General features: G+C 60.6%; 19 protein-coding genes and 1 pseudogene. 5 read left to right on the top strand and 15 right to left on the bottom strand.

Annotated elements, in window-relative coordinates; genetic code table 11:
* Positions 1 to 41: 41 nt before the first annotated feature.
* From recG to exbB, 5 genes are all read right to left on the bottom strand, one after another.
* Positions 42 to 2117 carry an ATP-dependent DNA helicase RecG gene (recG, locus tag ACM6G4_RS09520; protein WP_414913548.1) on the bottom strand — a complete coding sequence of 692 codons (2076 nt, stop codon included), beginning with the start codon at positions 2115 to 2117 and terminating at the stop codon, positions 42 to 44.
* A gap of 9 nt (positions 2118 to 2126) precedes the next feature.
* Positions 2127 to 3056: a hydrogen peroxide-inducible genes activator gene (locus ACM6G4_RS09515; protein WP_008047093.1), complete on the bottom strand. Its 930-nt coding sequence runs from the start codon at positions 3054 to 3056 to the stop codon at positions 2127 to 2129.
* Positions 3057 to 3251: 195 nt separating this feature from the next.
* Entirely contained in the window at positions 3252 to 4001 is a 750-nt protein-coding gene (locus tag ACM6G4_RS09510) for an energy transducer TonB (protein ID WP_056726845.1), read from the bottom strand.
* Positions 3998 to 4426 (bottom strand): TonB system transport protein ExbD, encoded by a 429-nt coding sequence (gene exbD / locus ACM6G4_RS09505; protein ID WP_007975187.1) that lies wholly within the window; start codon positions 4424 to 4426, stop codon positions 3998 to 4000. The genes ACM6G4_RS09510 and exbD overlap by 4 nt, the downstream gene beginning before the upstream one ends.
* Before the next feature lie 6 nt (positions 4427 to 4432).
* Positions 4433 to 5404, bottom strand: coding sequence for a tonB-system energizer ExbB (exbB, locus tag ACM6G4_RS09500; RefSeq protein WP_056726846.1), 972 nt, complete (start codon positions 5402 to 5404; stop codon positions 4433 to 4435).
* Positions 5405 to 5592: 188 nt separating this feature from the next.
* On the opposite strand from exbB, the gene ACM6G4_RS09495 reads away from it, so the two are divergent.
* On the top strand, positions 5593 to 6450 hold the full coding sequence (locus tag ACM6G4_RS09495) for an SDR family oxidoreductase (protein WP_056726847.1): 858 nt from the start codon (positions 5593 to 5595) through the stop codon (positions 6448 to 6450).
* Between the two features lie 88 nt (positions 6451 to 6538).
* Here the strand turns inward: ACM6G4_RS09495 and ACM6G4_RS09490 are convergent, their stop codons facing one another.
* From ACM6G4_RS09490 to ACM6G4_RS09465, 6 genes are all read right to left on the bottom strand, one after another.
* Entirely contained in the window at positions 6539 to 7279 is a 741-nt protein-coding gene (locus ACM6G4_RS09490) for a hypothetical protein (RefSeq protein WP_056726848.1), read from the bottom strand.
* A gap of 69 nt (positions 7280 to 7348) precedes the next feature.
* The gene (locus tag ACM6G4_RS09485; protein WP_003229509.1) at positions 7349 to 7729 is read right to left on the bottom strand and encodes a RidA family protein; all 381 of its coding nucleotides are present in this window, start codon (positions 7727 to 7729) and stop codon (positions 7349 to 7351) included.
* A 37-nt stretch (positions 7730 to 7766) separates the two neighbouring features.
* Entirely contained in the window at positions 7767 to 9872 is a 2106-nt protein-coding gene (gene spoT / locus ACM6G4_RS09480) for a bifunctional GTP diphosphokinase/guanosine-3',5'-bis pyrophosphate 3'-pyrophosphohydrolase (RefSeq protein WP_223541286.1), read from the bottom strand.
* 57 nt (positions 9873 to 9929) lie between these two features.
* Positions 9930 to 10193 carry a DNA-directed RNA polymerase subunit omega gene (rpoZ, locus tag ACM6G4_RS09475; protein ID WP_007921129.1) on the bottom strand — a complete coding sequence of 88 codons (264 nt, stop codon included), beginning with the start codon at positions 10191 to 10193 and terminating at the stop codon, positions 9930 to 9932.
* A gap of 167 nt (positions 10194 to 10360) precedes the next feature.
* Complete coding sequence (gene gmk, locus ACM6G4_RS09470; RefSeq protein WP_046038947.1) at positions 10361 to 10981, bottom strand: guanylate kinase; 621 nt, start codon at positions 10979 to 10981, stop codon at positions 10361 to 10363.
* A 13-nt stretch (positions 10982 to 10994) separates the two neighbouring features.
* The gene (locus ACM6G4_RS09465; protein WP_008047081.1) at positions 10995 to 11858 is read right to left on the bottom strand and encodes a YicC/YloC family endoribonuclease; all 864 of its coding nucleotides are present in this window, start codon (positions 11856 to 11858) and stop codon (positions 10995 to 10997) included.
* A 267-nt stretch (positions 11859 to 12125) separates the two neighbouring features.
* On the opposite strand from ACM6G4_RS09465, the gene rph reads away from it, so the two are divergent.
* The 3 genes from rph (at position 12126) to gltS (ending at position 14833) form a co-directional block, all read left to right on the top strand.
* On the top strand, positions 12126 to 12848 hold the full coding sequence (gene rph, locus ACM6G4_RS09460) for a ribonuclease PH (protein ID WP_056726850.1): 723 nt from the start codon (positions 12126 to 12128) through the stop codon (positions 12846 to 12848).
* 28 nt (positions 12849 to 12876) lie between these two features.
* Positions 12877 to 13245 (top strand): DUF4870 domain-containing protein, encoded by a 369-nt coding sequence (locus tag ACM6G4_RS09455; RefSeq protein ID WP_056726851.1) that lies wholly within the window; start codon positions 12877 to 12879, stop codon positions 13243 to 13245.
* 382 nt (positions 13246 to 13627) lie between these two features.
* Complete coding sequence (gene gltS / locus ACM6G4_RS09450) at positions 13628 to 14833, top strand: sodium/glutamate symporter (protein ID WP_414913547.1); 1206 nt, start codon at positions 13628 to 13630, stop codon at positions 14831 to 14833.
* A 106-nt stretch (positions 14834 to 14939) separates the two neighbouring features.
* Here gltS and ACM6G4_RS09445 read toward each other — a convergent pair whose 3' ends face one another.
* Positions 14940 to 15719, bottom strand: coding sequence for an exodeoxyribonuclease III (locus ACM6G4_RS09445; protein WP_003176915.1), 780 nt, complete (start codon positions 15717 to 15719; stop codon positions 14940 to 14942).
* Between the two features lie 80 nt (positions 15720 to 15799).
* Here ACM6G4_RS09445 and pyrE point away from each other — a divergent pair, with 80 nt between their 5' ends.
* A complete protein-coding gene (gene pyrE, locus ACM6G4_RS09440; protein ID WP_011336558.1) occupies positions 15800 to 16444 on the top strand; it encodes an orotate phosphoribosyltransferase in 645 nt (214 codons plus the stop codon).
* A gap of 184 nt (positions 16445 to 16628) precedes the next feature.
* Here pyrE and argB read toward each other — a convergent pair whose 3' ends face one another.
* From argB to dut, 3 genes and pseudogenes are all read right to left on the bottom strand, one after another.
* Complete coding sequence (argB, locus tag ACM6G4_RS09435; RefSeq protein WP_008047078.1) at positions 16629 to 17534, bottom strand: acetylglutamate kinase; 906 nt, start codon at positions 17532 to 17534, stop codon at positions 16629 to 16631.
* Between the two features lie 17 nt (positions 17535 to 17551).
* Positions 17552 to 18928 (bottom strand): annotated as a pseudogene (locus ACM6G4_RS09430) (phosphomannomutase/phosphoglucomutase); the annotation flags it as partial.
* Positions 18929 to 19192: 264 nt separating this feature from the next.
* Positions 19193 to 19648: a dUTP diphosphatase gene (gene dut, locus ACM6G4_RS09425; RefSeq protein ID WP_414913546.1), complete on the bottom strand. Its 456-nt coding sequence runs from the start codon at positions 19646 to 19648 to the stop codon at positions 19193 to 19195.
* Positions 19649 to 19650: the final 2 nt, after the last annotated feature.

Below are 19650 nucleotides of genomic sequence, written 5' to 3'. Positions count from 1 at the left end.
CCAGCTTGCTTGGGACCACGCCTCAGAAACCGTGACGGTTGTCACACTTGACCGTATTGTTGGCCATGACGCAGCCATCGGTCGAGCAGCGGGCTGACGTGGGTCGGCCAGCGCTCGAGCAATGCCTGAGCGGCATCTCGCACGGCGGGCAGCAAATCGGCGTCGCGCATCAGGTCGGCGACCTTGAACTGAAGCAAGCCAGTCTGCCGGGTGCCGAGCATTTCGCCGGGGCCGCGCAGTTCCAGATCCTTTTCGGCGATGACGAAACCATCGTTGGTTTCACGCATGATGCCCAGGCGCTGGCGGCCGATCTGCGACAGCGGCGGATGGTAGAGCAGCACGCAATGGCTGACGGCGCTGCCCCGGCCGACGCGGCCGCGCAACTGGTGCAATTGCGCCAGACCCAGGCGCTCGGGGTTCTCGATGATCATCAGGCTGGCGTTGGGCACGTCCACGCCGACTTCGATCACCGTGGTCGCGACCAGCAATTGCAGGTTACCAGCCTTGAACTCGGCCATCACCGCAGCTTTTTCCGCAGGCTTCATGCGGCCGTGGATCAGCCCGACTTTCAACTCGCCGAGGGCGGCGGTGAGATCTTCGTACGTGGTTTCCGCGGCCTGGCAGGTCAGCTCTTCCGACTCTTCGATCAGCGTGCACACCCAATAGGCCTGACGCCCTTCGGCGCAAGCGCTGCGCACCCGCTCGATGACTTCGACCCGCCGGGTGTCGGTGATCAGCACGGTGTTGACCGGGGTTCGGCCGGGCGGCAATTCGTCGAGGATCGAGGTGTCGAGGTCGGCGTAGGCGCTCATGGCCAGCGTGCGCGGAATCGGCGTGGCAGTCATGATCAACTGGTGCGGGCACATGCGTCCGCCGACGCCTTTCTGCCGCAAGGCCAGACGCTGCTGCACGCCGAAACGGTGCTGTTCGTCGATGATCACCAGCGCCAGGTTCTTGAATTGCACTTCGTCCTGGAACAGCGCGTGGGTGCCGACCACCATCGGCGTGCCGCTGGCGATTTGCTCCAGCGCGGCTGCGCGGTTCTTGCCCTTGAGCTTGCCGGCCAGCCAGGCGACTTCAATGCCCAGCGGCTCAAGCCAGCGCTTGAAGGTGATGAAGTGCTGCTCGGCGAGAATTTCGGTGGGTGCCATCAGCGCGACCTGATAACCGGCCTCCAGAGCCTGGAGCGCGGCGAGGGCGGCGACCACGGTTTTGCCTGCGCCTACGTCACCCTGAATCAGCCGCAGCATCGGTTCGTGCTGGCTGAGGTCGTAGGCAATTTCGTTGCCGACCCGTTGTTGGGCGCCGGTCGGGCTGAAGCCGAGGTTGGCCAGGTACTTGGCCGGCAGTTGCGTGGCTTTGGGCATCGCGGGTGCACGCAGGGAGCGCATGCTTTCGCGCAGGCGTTGTTGCGACAGCTGATGGGTCAGCAGTTCTTCGAAAGCCAGACGGTGCTGCGCCCAGTGGTGACCGAGGGCCAGTTCATCGACGTCGGCATCGGCGGGCGGGTTGTGCAGGTAGCGGATCGCATCGGCCAGCGGCGCCAATTGGTAATCGCGGGCCAGTTCGTTCGGCAGCCAGTCGGGCAGGCTGCTGGGGCCGAGCAGGGTGAGGGTCTGCATGCACAACTGGCGCAAGCGCTGTTGGGTCAGGCCTTCGGTGAGCGGGTAGACCGGGGTCAGGGTTTCATCCACCGGCGGCGGTTCGTCGCCGGTGATGGCGCGGTATTCCGGGTGGTAGATCTCCAGCCCCGAAGCGCCGGGCCGCGCCTCGCCGTAGCAGCGAATCCGCGTGCCGCGTTTCAGGCCTTCTTTTTGCGCGTTACTGAAATGATAGAAACGCAGGCTCAAGCCCCCGGTGCCATCCTGCAACCGGACCACCAGGCTGCGTCGCCGGCCCATGACCACATCGGCACCGCTGACGGTGCCTTCGATGACCGCATCTTGCCCGGGCCGCAGTGCGCCGATCGGCACGACACGGGTGCGATCCTGATAGCGTAACGGCAGGTGAAACAACACGTCCTGGAGGTTTTCCAGGCCGACCTTGGCCAGTTTCTCGGCCATGGCTTCACCGACACCCTTGAGTGCCGTCACCGACACTTGCGACAACTCGCTCATGACCGTTGCTTAGCCCGCGGCGACTTGCGCCGCTGGCTTGGCCACCGAGCACAGGCGAATGGAGTCAGCGAGGATTTCAATCGCTTTCGGGCGCGGGAAGCTGGCGCGCCAGGCAATGGCCACGGTGCGGAACGGTACGGGTGCCGACAACGGACGCACCTCGATCACGCCGGGGGCGTAGTGATGACTGTCGACTGCCGACAACGGCAGGATCGAAATCCCGAGACCCGAGGCGACCATGTGGCGAATGGTTTCCAGGGAGCTGGATTCCACCGTGGTGTGCTTGGCGCCGTCGTTGCCTTTGGTCAGGGTCGGGCAGGCTTCCAGCACCTGGTCGCGGAAGCAGTGGCCTTCGCCGAGCAGCAGCAGGCTCTTGTCGTTGAGTAGGCTGGCGTCGATGGATTCCTTTTGTGTCCACGGGTGCTGCGCCGGCATCAGCACGTAGAACGGCTCGTCGTAGAGCTGCAGGGTCAGCACGTCGGCTTCATTGAACGGCAGGGCGATGATGATCGCGTCGAGCTCGCCGTTGCGCAGTTTGTCGCGCAGCACGTGGGTGAAGTTTTCTTCAATGTACAACGGCATCTGCGGGGCGACCCGGTGCAGTTGTGGAATCAGGTGCGGAAACAGGTACGGACCGACGGTGTAGATCGCGCCGACCTTGAGTGGGGCGGTCAGCTGGTTCTTGCCGGCCTGGGCCAGTTCGCGGATGCCTTGGGCCTGTTCCAATACCTTTTGGGCCTGGGCCACGATGCCTTCGCCGACCGGCGTCAGGCGCACGGCGCTTTTGCTGCGCTCGAAAATCAGCACACCGAGTTCGTCTTCAAGCTTTTTCACGCCTACCGACAGGGTCGGCTGGCTGACGTGGCAACGCTCGGCCGCGTGGCCGAAGTGCTGCTCTTGGGCGAGGGTAACGATGTAGCGCAATTCTGTGAGGGTCATAGCAAGCGTCCATGTAGTTGCGGGCCAAGCATACCGGCTGCAATCGATAGACGCACGTTATCAGACTGAGTGCGTCGAGTGACACCGGGCAATGCGAAAGGCAAAAAAAGATCGCAGCCTGCGGCAACTCCTACACGGGTTAATGTGATCCCTGTAGGAGCTGCCGCAGGCTGCGATCTTTTGATCTGCTGCTTTCTACCGCCGGCGTTTTTCCAGCGAATACACAAAGGGTGCAACGATTTCGATGGAGCCATTGGTCAACATGTCGGGCGGTGGCTTGGGCAGCGGTTGAGCGCGGCGGATCATTTCCAGGGTGGCCCGGTCCAGATCGGCAGTGCCCGAGGCGCCTACCAGCTCGAACGACAACACATTGCCTTCGGCATCCACGACGAAACGCAGACGGTTCATGCCTTCCTTGCCCCGCGCCTGGGCACTTGCAGGGTACTTCTTGTACTTCTGCAGGTGTGCCAACAGCGTGCCTTGCCAGCTGGCCTTGGCCGCCATTTGAGCAGGCGACGGACCCGGCGCAGGCTGGGCTGATTTCTCCGTCGGTGCCTGGGTTTGCTGGGTTTCGGCCGGTTTTTCTTCGGCCGGTTTTTCCTTCGGCGGCTCGGGTTTCTTCTCTACCGGCTTGGGCGGTTGCGGCTTCGGCTTGGGTTTGACCGGTTTGGGCACGGCAATTTCAGCTTTCGGTGCTTCAGCGAGCTTGGGTATCGGCAATTCTTCAACCGGAGCCGGTGGCTGCGGCGGAGTGACGACTTTCGGCGGAGCAGGCGGTGGCGGGGCAGGAACCGGCGCCAGTTCGACCATCATTGCCTGAGGGGGCAATTCAATGGGCGGGCGGGCGGACCAGTTCAGCGCCAGCGCGATGGCCAGCGCGTGAACGCCCAGCACCACGGCCAGGCTACCGCTGTAACGCGTCAGCTTATGGCGCGTCGTGATCATTTCTTGGCTGCCGTCTCGAGTCCGACCAGACCTACCTTCAGGTAACCGGCAGAGCGCAGGTTGTCCATCACGCTCATCAGGTCGCCGTAATCCACGCCTTTGTCGGCCTGGAAGAAGATTGTCGTGTCTTTCTTGCCCTGGGTCCTGGCGTCGAGGGTGGCACCGAGTGCTTCGGCCTTCACTTCGTCTTCACCGAGGAACAGGCGCTGGTCAGCCTTGACGCTGAGGAACACCGGTTTCTCTGGCCGCGGCGCCGGTTTGGCGGTGGACGCAGGCAGGTCGACCTTGATGTCCACGGTGGCCAGCGGGGCCGCCACCATGAAGATGATCAACAGCACCAACATCACGTCGATGAACGGCGTTACGTTGATTTCGTGGTTTTCGGACAGATCGTCGTCTGCCCCTTCTTTCAAATGCAGGCCCATGGCCGATTACCCCACTTTCACCATGTGCGGTTGCGAGCTGCGCTCAGGCTGGTGGTCGAGGTCGCGGCTGACCAACAGCAGGACCTGTGCCGACGCGTCGGACACCTGAGCCTTGTAACCGGCGATGGAGCGGGCAAAGACGTTGTAGATCACGACCGCCGGGATCGCTGCAACCAGGCCCAGCGCGGTAGCCAGCAGGGCTTCGGCGATGCCGGGGGCGACGACGGCAAGGTTGGTGGTCTGGGTCTTGGCGATGCCGATGAAGCTGTTCATGATGCCCCATACGGTGCCGAACAGGCCGACGAACGGCGCGGTGGACCCGATGGTGGCCAGCACGCCGGTGCCGCTGCTCATGTTGCGACCGCAGGCCGCGACCAGGCGCTCAAGACGGAAGCTGACGCGTTCCTTGATGCCTTCTTTCTCACGGCTGTTGACCGACAGGCGCATCTCTTCGAGAGCATCATGTACCAGCAGGTTGGCCAGGGTGCCTTCCTTCGCCGCGGTAGCGCTGGCTTCCTTGAGGGAGGCGGATTTTTTCAGTTGGGCGATTTCACCGCGCAGACGACGCTTGGCGCCCATCAGCTCAAGCCCCTTGGCGATCCAGATAGTCCAGGTGATGATCGAGGCGATGGCCAGGCCGATCATCACGATTTTCACGATGATGTCGGCATTCTTGTACATGCCCCATGGCGACAGGTCGTGGGCCATGCCCAGGGTGTTGTCGGCTTCGAGGACTTCAGGGACGTCTTCACCCAGTGTTTCTGCCGGTGCGGCCAGGGCCGGATCGGTCGCAACCGGAGCTACGGCCGGGGCGGCGTGATCGGCCGGAGCCGGCGCGGTGGTGGCAGGTGTGGCTGGCGCCTGGGCATCGGCGAAAGCGGCGACTGGCGCGAGCATCAGGCTGAGGAGCAGGGCGGCCACTGCGCTCCAGGCGCGAGGTCGTTTGGTTGGCGAAGCGGAGAATTGATTGCGTGTCATGCTGGCCGGACCTGAGAGAAAAAACGGGTGATGTTCTTCCAGGCCTCGAAGGCCGAGAACAAAAGTGGGGAGGCATTATTGCAATTAATTCTTGTTAACAAAAGTAATAGCGTCTCTTTTTTTCCTGCATTGCTAGCCGCCTGTCTATTGCCGGCGCTAGTCTGTGGCTTTGCGATGGGAGTTTTCTGATGTCTGCGCCTACTGTTTTGATCGCCGGCTGCGGTGATGTCGGCAGCCGCCTGGCCACACAATTGCTGGCGGCGGGGTGGGAGGTCCATGGCCTGCGACGCGACGTTTCACGCCTGCCCAAGGGCGTCATCGGCGTGGCCGGTGACCTGTTCAACAAAGACTGCCCGGACACTTGGCCAATCGGCGCCGTGGATTACCTGGTGTATTGCGCGGCGGCCACCGATCACGACGAAGCCGGTTACCGCGCTGCGTATGTCCAGGGCCTGGAGCATGTGCTGGAGTGGCTGGACGACTACGGGCAGGTGCCCAACCGCCTGCTGTTCGTGTCCAGCAGCAGTGTCTACGGTCAGCAGAACGGCGAATGGGTCGACGAGGCCTCACCGGCCGTGGCGGCGGGCTATTCCGGGCGTGTGATGCTCGAAGCCGAGCAACTTGCCCTCAAAAGCGGCATTCCGGCGAGCATCGTGCGTCTGACCGGCATTTATGGTCCGGGCCGTGAGTGGCTGCTGACACAGGTTCGTCGGGGGTATCGCGTGGTAACCGATCCGCCGTTGTATGCCAATCGGATTCATGCCGACGACGCCGCGGGATTGATGGCATGCCTGCTTGAGGCGGATCGGCGTGGCGTAGCGCTGGATGATGTCTACATCGGCGTCGATGACGCGCCGGCAGCGCTGGCGGATGTGGTGGGCTGGTTGCGTGAGTATCTGGGTGTGACCGAGTGGGCCGATGACGACAGCGTGCGTCGCACCGGCAGCAAACGCTGCAGCAATGCACGGGCAAAAGCGTTGGGCTGGACGCCGAAGTACCCGAGTTTCCGCGAGGGGTATGCGGCGATTCTTGAGGGGCGCTGCTGATAGCAAAAGATCGCAGCCTGCAGCAGCTCCTACAGGTGTACATATAACCTTTGTAGGAGCTGCCGAAGGCTGCGATCTTTTCAGGGATTTATTGCTTTTCCAGCAGCCACTTGCGCTCACCCGGGGTGAACGAGGGCATCTCGTCCGCCTGCGCCGTGTTCACGGTCTGGAAAATCTCCAGCTCCTTGCCCTTGCGCGCAAAGATCCAGGCGTTGCCCTGGCCATTGAGTTGCAGCCACATGTTGTCATTGCCGCCACTCATGGATGCGCAATCGCCGGCCAGGCACAACGCATAGCGGTCGCTGCCTGGCAGGCCGGTTACCTGGCCGTCGGCCTGGAATTGAACCGTGTTGCCTTCGCCCGGGCCGTTCACGATTGTCCAGCCGCCGCCCATGTAGGCGGAATACAGCGCACGTTCGAAGCTGGCGCCCATGGGTGCGCCATCCGGTACCTGGATCTGTACGCGGTCGAAGACTTGCTCGGGCTCGTTGTCGCTGGCGGACTGGCTCAGTTGCTTGCCGTCACGCTTGAGCTCACTGGCCGAGCTGCCATAAAAGTCGACTTTCCAGGCGCCGGACTGTTCACCCAGCAGCTTGCCGTCGACATTTTCAAAACCGTTGGTGTAGCGGGCCTGACCGGCCTTGGTGTTGATGTCCCATTCCAGGTTCGGGCCATAGGCCTGGAGCGCTTCACGCAGGGGGACGCCTTTGGCGGCAGCATCGATCGCCACCTGGTTGATCCAGGTGCCGCTGATGTCGCGGTCGGCAGGGTTGCTGGCACATCCGCCCAGGAACAGGGCGAGCAGCGAGAGAGCAAGCGCGTTGCGCATGGGTGGAATCCTTTCAAGCATTCTTTTACAGCAGAGCAGTCGGCGCAGCCCGTGGCTGCGCCGTACGCTTTACTCGATGACCAGGATGGCATCCATTTCAACCTGCGAACCCTTTGGCAGGGCTGCTACGCCGATGGCGGCGCGGGCAGGGTAAGGCTGGTCGAAGTACTTGCCCATGATCTCGTTGACCTTGGCGAAGTGGCTCAGGTCGGTGAGGAAGATGTTCAGCTTGACGATGTCCTTGAACGAACCGCCAGCAGCTTCAGCCACGGCCTTGAGGTTCTCGAACACCTGGACGGTCTGGGCTTCGAAGCCTTCGACCAGCTCCATGGTTTTTGGGTCCAGGGGAATCTGACCCGACATGTAAACGGTGTTGCCAGCCTTGATCGCCTGGGAGTAAGTACCGATGGCGGCCGGGGCCTTGTCGCTGGTGATAACAGTCTTGGTCATTGATGACTCCTTGTAATGAGGTGGCTACGTTTGCGAGCTATGCACGCATGCGGGTGATGCGAATCACCCCGGTCAGGGCGCGCAGTTTCTTGATCACGCGGGCCAGGTGCACACGGTCGTGTACGCTGACCACCAACTGGACCACGCTGATGCGACCATCGCGTTCGTCCATGCTGATTTTCTCGATGTTGCCGTCGGCGGCGTTGACGCTGCTGGCCAACAGGGCGATCAGGCCGCGCTGGTGTTCCAGCTCGACGCGCAGTTCGACGTTGAATTCGCCGGTGACATCCTTGGCCCACGAGAGCTGGATGCATTTTTCCGGGTTGTGGCGGATTTCGCTGATGTTGCGGCAGTTGTCCAGGTGCACGACCATGCCTTTGCCGGCGGACAGGTGGCCGACGATCGGGTCGCCCGGGATCGGCGTGCAACACTTGGCGTAGCTGAGCACCAGGCCTTCGGTGCCGCGAATCGCCAGCGGGCCTTCAGGGCTGGGTAGCTGCTCGCCTTCGCCCAGCAACCGGCGGGCCACCACATAGGCCATGCGATTGCCCAGGCCGATGTCTTCGAGCAAATCTTCGATCAGCTCCAGGCGGTACTCGACGAGCATGGCCTTGACGCGCTCGGCCGGGATTTTCTCCAGCGAGCTGTCGAAGCCGTTGAGGACCTTGTTCAGCAGGCGCTCGCCCAGGCTGATGGATTCGGAGCGGCGCTGCAGTTTCAGGGCATGGCGAATGTGCGTGCGCGCCTTGCCGGTGACCACGAAGTTGAGCCAGGCCGGGTTCGGCCGCGCGCCGGGAGCGCTGACGATCTCGACCGTGGAGCCGCTTTGCAGCGGTTCGGACAGCGGCGCGAGACGACGATTGATCCGGCAGGCAATGCAGCTGTTGCCCACGTCGGTGTGAACCGCGTAAGCGAAGTCGACCGCCGTGGAGCCCTTGGGCAGTTCCATGATCCGGCCTTTGGGCGTGAACACGTAGACCTCGTCCGGGAACAGGTCGATCTTCACGCTTTCGATGAATTCCAGCGAGTTGCCGGCGCGTTGCTGCATCTCCAGCACGCCCTTGACCCACTGGCGGGCGCGGGCATGGGTGCCTTTGGGCTGCTCGTCGCCGCTGGATTTGTACAGCCAATGGGCGGCGATGCCGTTGTTGGCCATCTCTTCCATTTCACGGGTGCGGATCTGGATCTCGATCGGAACACCGTGCATGCCGAACAGCGTGGTGTGCAGCGACTGATAGCCGTTGGCCTTGGGGATCGCGATGTAATCCTTGAAACGCCCTGGCAGTGGTTTATATAAGTTATGTACAGCACCCAGCACGCGGTAGCAGGTATCGACCTTGTCTACGATGATCCGGAACGCGTAGACGTCCATGATCTCGTTGAAGGCCCGACGCTTGCCGCGCATTTTCTTGTAGATGCCGTAGAGGTGTTTCTGGCGACCGCTGACCTCGCCCTGGATGCCATCGATGGCCAGGCAGTGGCTTAAGGATTCTTCGATCTTGTTGACGATTTCCTTGCGGTTGCCCCGGGCGCGTTTGACCGCCTGGTAGATCCGCGCGGAACGCATCGGGTGCATGGCCTTGAAGCCAAGGTCTTCGAACTCTATGCGGATGGCGTGCATGCCCAGCCGGTTGGCGATGGGTGCATAGATTTCCAGGGTTTCCTTGGCGATGCGCCGGCGTTTTTCGCCGGACAGCACTTCCAGCGTGCGCATGTTGTGCAGGCGGTCGGCCAGCTTGACCAGGATCACGCGAATGTCGCGGGCCATGGCCATGGCCATTTTCTGGAAGTTTTCGGCTTGGGCTTCGGCCTTGGTCTCGAAGTTCATCTGGGTCAGTTTGCTGACCCCGTCGACCAGTTCGGCCACGGTTTCACCGAACTGCGCTTGCAGCGCTTCCTTGGCAATACCGGTGTCTTCGATCACGTCATGCAGCATCGCGGCCATCAGGCTCTGATGGTCCATGTGCATGTCGGCAAGAATATTCGCAACCGCGAGTGGGTGCGTGACGTACGCCTCGCCGCTACGGCGGCGTTGGCCGTCGTGGGCTTGCTCGGCGTAGAAATACGCTCGGCGGACCAGGTTTACCTGGTCCTTGCCGAGGTAGGCCGATAAGCGATCGGCGAGGGCGTCTATGCTCGGCATGATGTCTCCTGCCGTAAGCTTTTATCCCGCGCCGTGCTACGTCGACCAGGCATAGGCTTAGACGGCCTCGTTGGACTCGTCCTCGAATGCAGCAAAAAGCGGTTCATCTTCAACGATTTCGGCTTCGGCGATAGCTGCGTAGTCGATCAGGCCTTCAGCGATTTCACGCAGGGCGACGACGGTAGGCTTGTCGTTTTCCCATGCTACTTTCGGCTCTTTGCCGCCGGTGGCCAGTTGACGGGCACGCTTGGTAGAGAGCATGACCAGCTCAAAGCGGTTATCCACGTGTTCTAGGCAGTCTTCAACGGTTACGCGGGCCATGGTCTTCCTCGTAGCAAATGCAATATGCGCGCTGCCCGGATGGGCGAGCGGACTCGACAGTTTAAAAAATCACCAGCGTTTAGGGAAGCGCTGATTTTTTGACCAAGCCCTTCAACGCGCTGCAAGTGCCAATGTAAAGCCCTTGCAGCGGTTTTGGGAAGAGCTGATTAACCGAGCAATTCGGCCAGCAATTTGCCGTGACGCTGCTGCTGACGCTTCTGAATCAGCTGATTGGCGCGGAAAATCGCCTTCAGGTCGTGCAGTGCGTGGGCGAAATCGTCGTTGATGATCAGGTAATCGTAGTCGACGTAATGGCTCATTTCGCTGACGGCTTCGCGCATCCGGCCGTCAATGACTTCGTCACTGTCCTGGCCGCGATTGGTCAGGCGCTGGTGCAGGGCCTGCAATGACGGCGGCAGAATGAAGATCGAACGGGCCTGAGGCATCAGCTTGCGCACTTGCTCGGCACCTTGCCAGTCAATTTCCAGAATCAGGTCGTGGCCTTCGTCCAGGGTCTGCTGCAGGTGGCTTTGCGAAGTACCGTAGAGATTGCCGAACACTTCAGCGCGCTCGAGGAAATCCCCGTGTTCGATCATCTTCACGAACTCGCTGCGGTCGACGAAGTGATAGTTCACGCCATTCACTTCACCGGGGCGCATGGCGCGGGTAGTGTGGGAGACCGAGACGCGGATCTCCGGGTTTGCATCGGTCAGGGCCTTGACCAGGCTGCTCTTGCCCGCACCCGAAGGGGCGGAAATGATGTACAGGGTGCCGGTGCTGTGTGTCATGTCGGGGGTAGCCTTACTCAATGTTCTGCACTTGTTCGCGCATCTGCTCGATCAACACCTTGAGGTTGACCGCAGCCTGGGTGCTGCGCGGGTCGAAGGCTTTGGAGCCCAGTGTATTGGCTTCGCGGTTGAGTTCCTGCATCAGGAAGTCCAGGCGCCGACCGGCGGCACCGCCGGATTTGAGCACCCGGCGAACTTCGATGATGTGAGTGCTCAGGCGATCCAGTTCTTCGGCGACGTCGCTTTTTTGCGCGAGCATGACCATTTCCTGCTCCAGGCGCTGCGGATCCATCTCGGCCTTCATGTCGGCGAAGCGGTCGAGGACTTTCTGGCGCTGGGTGGCGAGCATTTGCGGGACCAGTTCGCGCAAGGTCACCACGTCTTCCTCGATGGAGCTCAGGCGCTCGTTGATCAGCCGCGCCAGCTCCGCGCCTTCGCGTTCGCGGCCGGCTTTCAGTTCCTTGAGGCCCTGGTTGAACAGTGCCAACGCTTCGGCGTTCAAGGCTTGCGGGTCGGTGGCGTCGCCTACCAGGACGCCGGGCCAGGCCAGGACTTCCAGCGGGTTCAGCGCTGCCGGGTTCTTGATCAGGCTGGCGATGGTCTCGGCGGCGGCGACCAGTTGCGCGGCGCGCTCCTGATCGATTTGCAGCGCCTTGCCGGTATTTTCTTCGGTGAAGCGCAGGGTGCATTCGAGCTTGCCCCGCGATACTCCCTGGCGCAGGGCTTCACGAACAGCGCCCTCGAGGTCGCGAAAGGATTCCGGCAGGCGCAGGTGGGGTTCCAGGTAGCGGCTGTTGACCGAGCGCAGTTCCCAGCTCAGGGTGCCCTGTACGCCGGCTTTCTCGACGCGGGCGAAGGCGGTCATGCTGTGCACCATGGAGGTACCTCGCAGGCAGATCGGCACAGAACCGAGGTTCCGGGAATCCGATATCAATGAATTAAAGCCGACTGGCAGCAAAGGCGCAGGATTGTAGCGCAGTGGCGCGGATGCGCCCAAACACACAGTGTGACAAAGAGCGGCAGGCCTGCACCGACGCGCGGTGCAGAGCCCTCGGTCGTCGGCGGATTTTTTTAGAAGTGCCCAGTGGCGGCCGTCGGCTCTATAATGCTCCGCAGTTTTCCGTCCCCAGTACAGGTACTCCCTATGATACGTCCAAGTGGTCGCGCTGCCGATCAGCTCCGCTCGATCCGCATCACCCGCAACTACACCAAACACGCCGAGGGTTCTGTGCTGGTCGAGTTCGGCGATACCAAGGTCATTTGCACCGTCAGCGTTGAACCGGGCGTACCGCGTTTCCTGAAGGGCCAGGGCCAGGGCTGGCTGACCGCCGAGTACGGCATGCTGCCGCGCGCTACCGGCGAGCGTAACCAGCGTGAAGCCAGCCGTGGCAAGCAAGGCGGCCGCACCCTGGAAATCCAGCGTCTGATCGGCCGCTCCCTGCGCGCTGCGCTGGACATGTCCAAGCTCGGTGACGTCACCCTGTACGTCGACTGTGACGTGATCCAGGCTGATGGCGGCACCCGCACCGCGTCGATCACCGGTTCCATGGTTGCGCTGATCGATGCCTTGAAAGTGATCAAGAAGCGTGGCGGCCTGAAGGGCGGTGACCCGATCAAGCAGATGATCGCTGCGGTTTCCGTGGGCATGTACAAGGGTGAGCCTGTGCTTGACCTCGATTATCTGGAAGACTCGGCCGCCGAGACCGACCTGAACGTGGTGATGACCAGCGCTGGCGGTTTCATCGAAGTCCAGGGCACTGCCGAAGGCGCGCCGTTCCAGCCTGAAGAGCTGAACGCGATGCTTGAGTTGGCGAAGAAAGGCATGAACGAGATCTTCGAATTGCAAAAGGCCGCACTGGCCGACTGACTGGAATGCCCCAGACAAGGAGGACACCATGAGTGACGAGCAACTGCCGCTGCCTACGCCGAGCCAAGAGGTGCGTCAGTGGGCCATGTTTTGCCACTTGTCCGCCTTGCTGGGGATCTGGATTCCGTTCGGCACGATCATAGGCCCGCTGATTCTCTGGCAGATGAAGCGCGAGATGGACCCGTTCATCGACGCTCAGGGCAAGGAAGCTCTGAACTTTCAGTTAACCGTGGCGATCGCCTCGGCTATCTGCTTCCTGCTGATGCTGGTGATTATCGGGTTCTTCCTGTTTGGCCTGATCGCGATCGGTGCGCTGGTGCTGACGATCATTGCCGGGGTGAAGGCCAATGAGGGGCAGCCTTATCGGTACCCGTTCACATGGCGGTTGATCAAGTAAGCCCAGGACGCTGATGCTGCTTTAAGCGCAGTTCAATACAAATGCCCTGACATGTTGGGGCATTTGTTTTTTGCAATCAGATTAATCTCTAATGTTGCGAAATTGTTCGATCGCTATTCAATCGACGTCCACTAGTGTAAGTAATATTTCTTACACGTTTAGTCACAAACTGTAAGCCTCAGTACGGCTTGCAGGCTTGGCAATGGGACTTGGCGGTTGATAAGGTTGCTCCAAGTAATATTCATCAAGAAATATTTCGATATATTCGGACCATTGACGGCTTCTGAATCCAATACCAATCAGTGTTGAGATCCTCAACCTGTTCAAAAGGCGTGCCCAGGTAAAAAGTTCGCCACTGAATATATAAACAAGAATACCCAGAATGCTTCAGCTTGATTTTTACGGAACACTTGTCGCTGCCTCTTTAGTGCTTTTGCTGGGGCGCGCGCTTGTCTCTCGTGTCGGTTTTTTACGCACTTATAATATCCCTGAACCTGTAGCCGGCGGCCTGGTGGTTGCCTTGGCTCTTCTCGCCTTGAGAACCCTCGATATTGAAGTTCGCTTTGATACTTCGCTCCAAACGCCCTTGATGCTGGCGTTTTTTGCCACCATCGGTTTGAGTGCAGACTTCGCCAGCCTGAAGAAGGGCGGGCGCGTCGTGGGGATCTTTCTGCTGGCGGTTGTCGGACTTCTGGTGCTCCAGAATGCGATGGGCATCGGGCTTGCCACGGCGTTGGGACTCGATCCCTTGATGGGCTTGCTGACAGGCTCGATCACCTTGGCAGGCGGCCACGGTACAGGTGCTGCATGGGGGGCGACGTTCAGCGAGAAGTTCGGTCTGGCCTCTGCCTCTGAACTGGCCATGGCCTCTGCAACGTTTGGCCTGGTGCTGGGCGGCTTGATTGGTGGGCCTGTTGCCCGCCTGCTCATCAGTCGTGTCCAGACACCCGGCTGCGAGCAGGAAAAGCCACGGCTGCCCAAGGGCTTTGAACAACCGAACAAAGAACGCTCGATCACGTCGTTTTCGCTAGTCGAGACACTGGCTTTGATTGCTGTCAGCCTGCTGGCGGGCTCACTCCTGAATGGGTGGCTTCAGGGAACCGCATTTGAGTTGCCGACGTTTGTTTGCGTGTTGTTCGTGGGCGTGCTTTTACGGAATGGGCTTTCGGCGCTTGGCGTGTATCAGGTGTTTGAGCGAGAAGTTTCCGTGCTGGGGAATGTCAGCTTGTCGCTGTTTTTGGCAATCGCTCTGATGTCGCTCAAGTTGTGGGATCTGGCTGCACTGGCGTTGCCGATCTTTATCATCCTGGCTGCGCAAACGTTGGTCATGGCTCTGTTTGCGATTGTTGTGACATTCAGGATGATGGGCAGTAACTACGACGCGGCTGTATTGGCGGCAGGGCATTGCGGTTTTGGACTGGGTGCCACGCCAACGGCCATCGCCAATATGCAAGCGGTGACACAGCGCTATGGGCCTTCTCAGATAGCGTTCCTGGTGGTGCCAATGGTGGGCGCTTTCTTCATCGACATCATTAATGTCATCGTGATCAAGTTGTACCTTGCACTGCCGTTTTTCGCCGCGGTTTGAGGTTCGGGTCGCTGGGAACCCTCTGAATGGAGCGCATAAAAATGCCCGTATCTTGCGATACGGGCATTTTTTCGACCGTCTATCAGACTGCTCAGTGAAAAATCACTTAGATCGTCAGCGTCCAGTCGTAGTCCACGATCAGCGGCGCGTGTTGTGAGAACCGCGGCTGGCGTGGCAGGCGTGCGCTGCGTACAAAGCGGCGCAGGCCCGGCGTCAGCAGCTGGTAGTCGAAGCGCCAACCGAGGTTGAGCATCTCCGCCTGTTCGTTGTCCGGCCACCAGCTGTACTGGTCGCCTTCACGGCTGACTTCACGCAGGGCGTCGACATAACCCATGTTGCCGACAATCTCGTCCATCCAGGCACGTTCAGGTGCCAGGAAGCCCGGAGATTGCTGGCTGTCACGCCAGTTCTTGATATCCAGCTTCTGTTGCGCCACGTACAGCGAGCCACAATAAATGTACTCGCGGCGTTTGCGTCGCTGTTTATCCAGATAACGGGCGAAGTCGTCCATTAGCTTGAACTTCTGGTTCAAGTCTTCATCGCCGTTCTGCCCCGAAGGGAGCAGCAAGGTCGCGATGCTGACCTTGTCGAAATCGGCTTGCAGGTAGCGCCCGTAGCGGTCGGCCGTCTCGAAACCGAGACCGCTGATGACAGCCTTCGGTTGCAGCCGCGAATACAAAGCCACGCCACCTTGGGCGGGAACTTCGGCATCGCAGGCATAAAGGAAGTATCCATCCAGTTGGAAGGCTGGATCGTCCAGTTCAAAGGCGGAGGCGCGGGTGTCCTGCAGGCAGATGACGTCGGCATTCTGTGCCTGCAGCCAACTGAGCAAACCACGCTCGACTGCAGCCTGAATACCATTGACGTTCACACTGATGATCCGCATAAATGGCCCCAAAAATCGCGTGCGTGTATGATACACGGCGTCAAGCTAATTAGCTAAATCCGTGGTATTTGGGGTTTTTCATGCAAGCGTATCAGCGCGATTTCATCCGTTTTGCCATCGATCGCGGCGTTTTGCGCTTCGGTGAGTTCACCCTGAAGTCCGGGCGCACCAGTCCTTACTTCTTCAATGCGGGCCTGTTCAACTCGGGTTCGGCCCTGGCGCAGTTGGGACGTTTCTACGCTGCTGCCATTGCCGAGAGCGGCATTCCCTTCGACGTGCTGTTTGGCCCGGCCTACAAGGGCATCCCGTTGGCGGCGACCACCGCCGTGGCCCTGGCCGAGCATCACAACCGTGACCTGCCATGGTGCTTCAACCGCAAGGAAGCCAAGGCCCACGGCGAAGGTGGCAGCCTGGTTGGCGCACCGCTGACCGGCGACGTTCTGATCATCGACGACGTGATCACCGCTGGCACCGCGATTCGTGAAGTGATGCAGATCATTGCCTCCCAGGACGGCGCCAAGGCCGCCGGCGTGTTGATCGCCCTGAACCGTCAGGAGCGTGGCAATGGCGAGTTGTCGGCGATCCAGGAAGTCGAGCGTGACTTCGGTATCCCGGTCATCAGCATCGTCTCGCTGAACCAGGTGCTGGAATTCCTGGCGGACGACCCGCAACTCAAGCAGCATTTGCCAGCCGTGGAAGCCTATCGCGCGCAGTTCGGCGTTTAGCGAGCTCGTCGCAATTCCCGCGTAGGAGCTGCCATAGGCTGCGATCTTTTGATTTTTATTCAAGATCAAAGGATCGCAGCCTTCGGCAGCTCCTACACAGGTGGTGTGCAATGTTCGGGGATCGCAGGCAAAAAAAGACCCCGCTCAGCCAGGCCGAGCGGGGTCTTTTTGTTTGCGCTATCGCTTAAGGACGCTTGCGATTGCTGATCAGGGTGCCCACGCCGGTATCGGTGAAGATTTCCAGCAGGATCGCGTTCGGCACACGCCCGTCGATGATCAGCGAGCTGCCAACGCCGCCCTGGACCGCCTCCAGTGCGCAACGGATCTTCGGCAGCATGCCGCCGTAGATAGTGCCGTCGGCGATCAGGTCGTCGACTTGCTGGGTTGTCAGGCCGGTCAGGACCGTGCCCGACTTGTCCATCAGGCCGGCGATGTTGGTCAGCAGCATCAGCTTCTCGGCTTTCAGCGCTTCGGCGACTTTACCGGCCACCAGGTCAGCGTTGATGTTGTACGACTCGCCGTTGGCACCGACGCCGATGGGCGCGATCACCGGGATGAAATCGCCCTTGACCAGCAGGTTCAGCAGGTCGGTGTTGATGCCGACCACTTCGCCCACGTGGCCGATGTCGATGATCTCCGGGGTGGTCATTTCCGGGGTCTGACGGGTAACGGTGAGCTTCTTCGCGCGAATCAGCTCGGCATCTTTACCGGTCAGGCCGATGGCGCTGCCGCCATGACGGTTGATCAGGTTGACGATGTCTTTGTTGACCTGGCCGCCGAGGACCATTTCCACCACGTCCATGGTCGCGGCGTCGGTGACGCGCATGCCGTCGACGAAATGGCTCTCGATCGACAGGCGCTTGAGCAGGTCACCGATTTGCGGGCCGCCACCGTGAACCACCACCGGGTTGATGCCCACGGCCTTCATCAGCACGATGTCGCGGGCGAAGCCGGTTTTCAGCTCCTCGCTTTCCATCGCGTTGCCGCCGTATTTGATCACCAGTGTCTTGCCGACATAACGGCGGATGTAAGGCAACGCTTCGGACAGGACCTTGGCGGTGTTGGCGGCGGCTTCGCGTTCGAGGGTCATTCAGGGCTCCGGGTGAATCAGAACGGTAGTTGGAGATCAGGTGCAACACGCTTCAACTGGACTTTGAATACGTCCTTGATGCGCTGCAATTCAGCCTCGTCATCGGCCTCGAAACGCAGCACCAGCACCGGAGTGGTGTTGGAGGCGCGTACCAGGCCCCAGCCTTTGGCATAGTCGACTCGCACGCCGTCAATGGTGGTCAGGTCAGCGCCTTCGCCCCACTGCGCATCGTGCAATGCATCAATGATGCTGAATTTGCTCTCTTCGGTCACATGGATATTGATTTCCGGCGTAGAAATATCGTTCGGGAAGGTCGCGAACAGCTCTTCGGCCGATGATTTTTCCTTGCTGAGGATCTCCAGCAGCCGCGCGGCGCTGTAGATGCCGTCGTCGAAACCGAACCAGCGCTCCTTGAAGAAGATGTGCCCGCTCATTTCGCCAGCCAGCAGGGCGCCGGATTGTTTCATTTTCTTTTTGATCAACGAGTGACCGGTCTTCCACATTAACGACCGGCCGCCGTATTCCTTGATCAACGGAATCAGGCGACGGGTGCATTTCACGTCGAAGATGATTTCGGCGCCCGGATTGCGCGCAACGACGTCGCGGGCGAACAGCATCAGCAGGCGGTCCGGGTAGACGATGCTGCCGGTGTTGGTCACCACGCCGACGCGGTCGCCATCGCCGTCGAAGGCCAGGCCGATGTCAGCGTTGGTTTCCTTGACCTTGGCGATCAGGTCCACGAGGTTTTCAGGCTTGCCCGGGTCCGGATGGTGGTTCGGGAAGTTGCCGTCCACTTCGCAGAACAGCGGGATGACTTCGCAGTTCAGCGCTTCGATCAGTTGCGGGGCGATCACGCCGGCCGCGCCGTTACCGCAGTCGACGACCACTTTCAGGCGCCGGGCCAGCTTGATGTCCTGGACGATTTCGGTGGTGTAGCGGTCGAGGATCTCGACCTGGGTGATGCTGCCCTGGCCGCTGCTCAGGTTGTTGGTCTTGAGGCGGTCGTGCAGGGCCTGGATCTGTTCGTTGGCCAGGGTGTCGCCAGCGATGACGATCTTGAAGCCGTTGTAGTTCGACGGATTGTGGCTGCCGGTGAGCATCACGCCGGATTTTCCGGCCAGTACGTTGGCGGCGTAGTAGAGCGCCGGAGTCGGGACCAGGCCGACATCACTGACGTGGCAGCCGCTGTCGGCGATGCCTTTGATCAGTTGTGCGACCAGTTCCGGGCCGGACAGACGGCCATCGCGACCGACGGACACGTTTGGCTCGCCCTGGGCCAGGCTTTGGGAGCCGACGGCGCGGCCGATCCAGTAAGCGGTTTCGGCGTTCAGGAATTCCGGGACTGTGCCGCGGATGTCGTAGGCGCGGAAGATGCTGTCAGGGAACTTGGGTGCGACTTTGGCCGGGGTGTTCATCTGTGGAAATGCTCCATCTCGAAAGTGGCTGGACAGGCCGCCAATTCATTCGGCGGCAGGTTCAAACTGAAGGGTATGACGGCGTTTTCCACAGAGAGTTCGTGGTATGAAAGGGCCATGACGCCCCGACGGCAGGGGGTTGACCGGGCAATGCCTTGATTTTCGGAGCTAAACCTTGCAGATGGCAATTTGAATTTTGTGGTGAGGGAGCCAGATCCCCCACCACAGAAGAGGGCGTCCGGATCAGCGGGTACCGGTATGGCCGAAACCGCCAGTGCCGCGCTCGGTTTCAACAAACTCTTCAACCATCTCGAAGTGAGCCTGCACCACCGGCACCAGCACCAGTTGCGCCAGGCGCTCGCCGACCGGCATGGTGAATTCGGTCTGACCACGGTTCCAGCAGGAAACCTGCAACTGGCCCTGGTAATCGGAATCGATCAGGCCAACCAGATTGCCCAGTACGATGCCGTGCTTATGACCCATTCCCGAGCGTGGCAGGATCAGCGCCGCGAGGTTCGGATCGCCGATGTAGATCGACAGGCCGGTGGGAATCAGCACGGTTTCACCCGGCTTGATCACGGTGTCCTGTTCCAGCATGGCGCGCAGGTCGAGGCCGGCGGAGCCCGGTGTGGCGTATTGCGGCAGCGGGAATTCGGTACCGATGCGGGGGTCGAGGATCTTGGCTTGCAAAGCGTGCATGT

The organism is Pseudomonas sp. IT-P258, assembly GCF_949767825.1.
GTDB lineage: Bacteria > Pseudomonadota > Gammaproteobacteria > Pseudomonadales > Pseudomonadaceae > Aquipseudomonas > Aquipseudomonas monachiensis.
The sequence above is the reverse complement of the archived record's forward strand: the minus strand, read 5'-3'. Positions and strand labels throughout refer to the sequence as shown.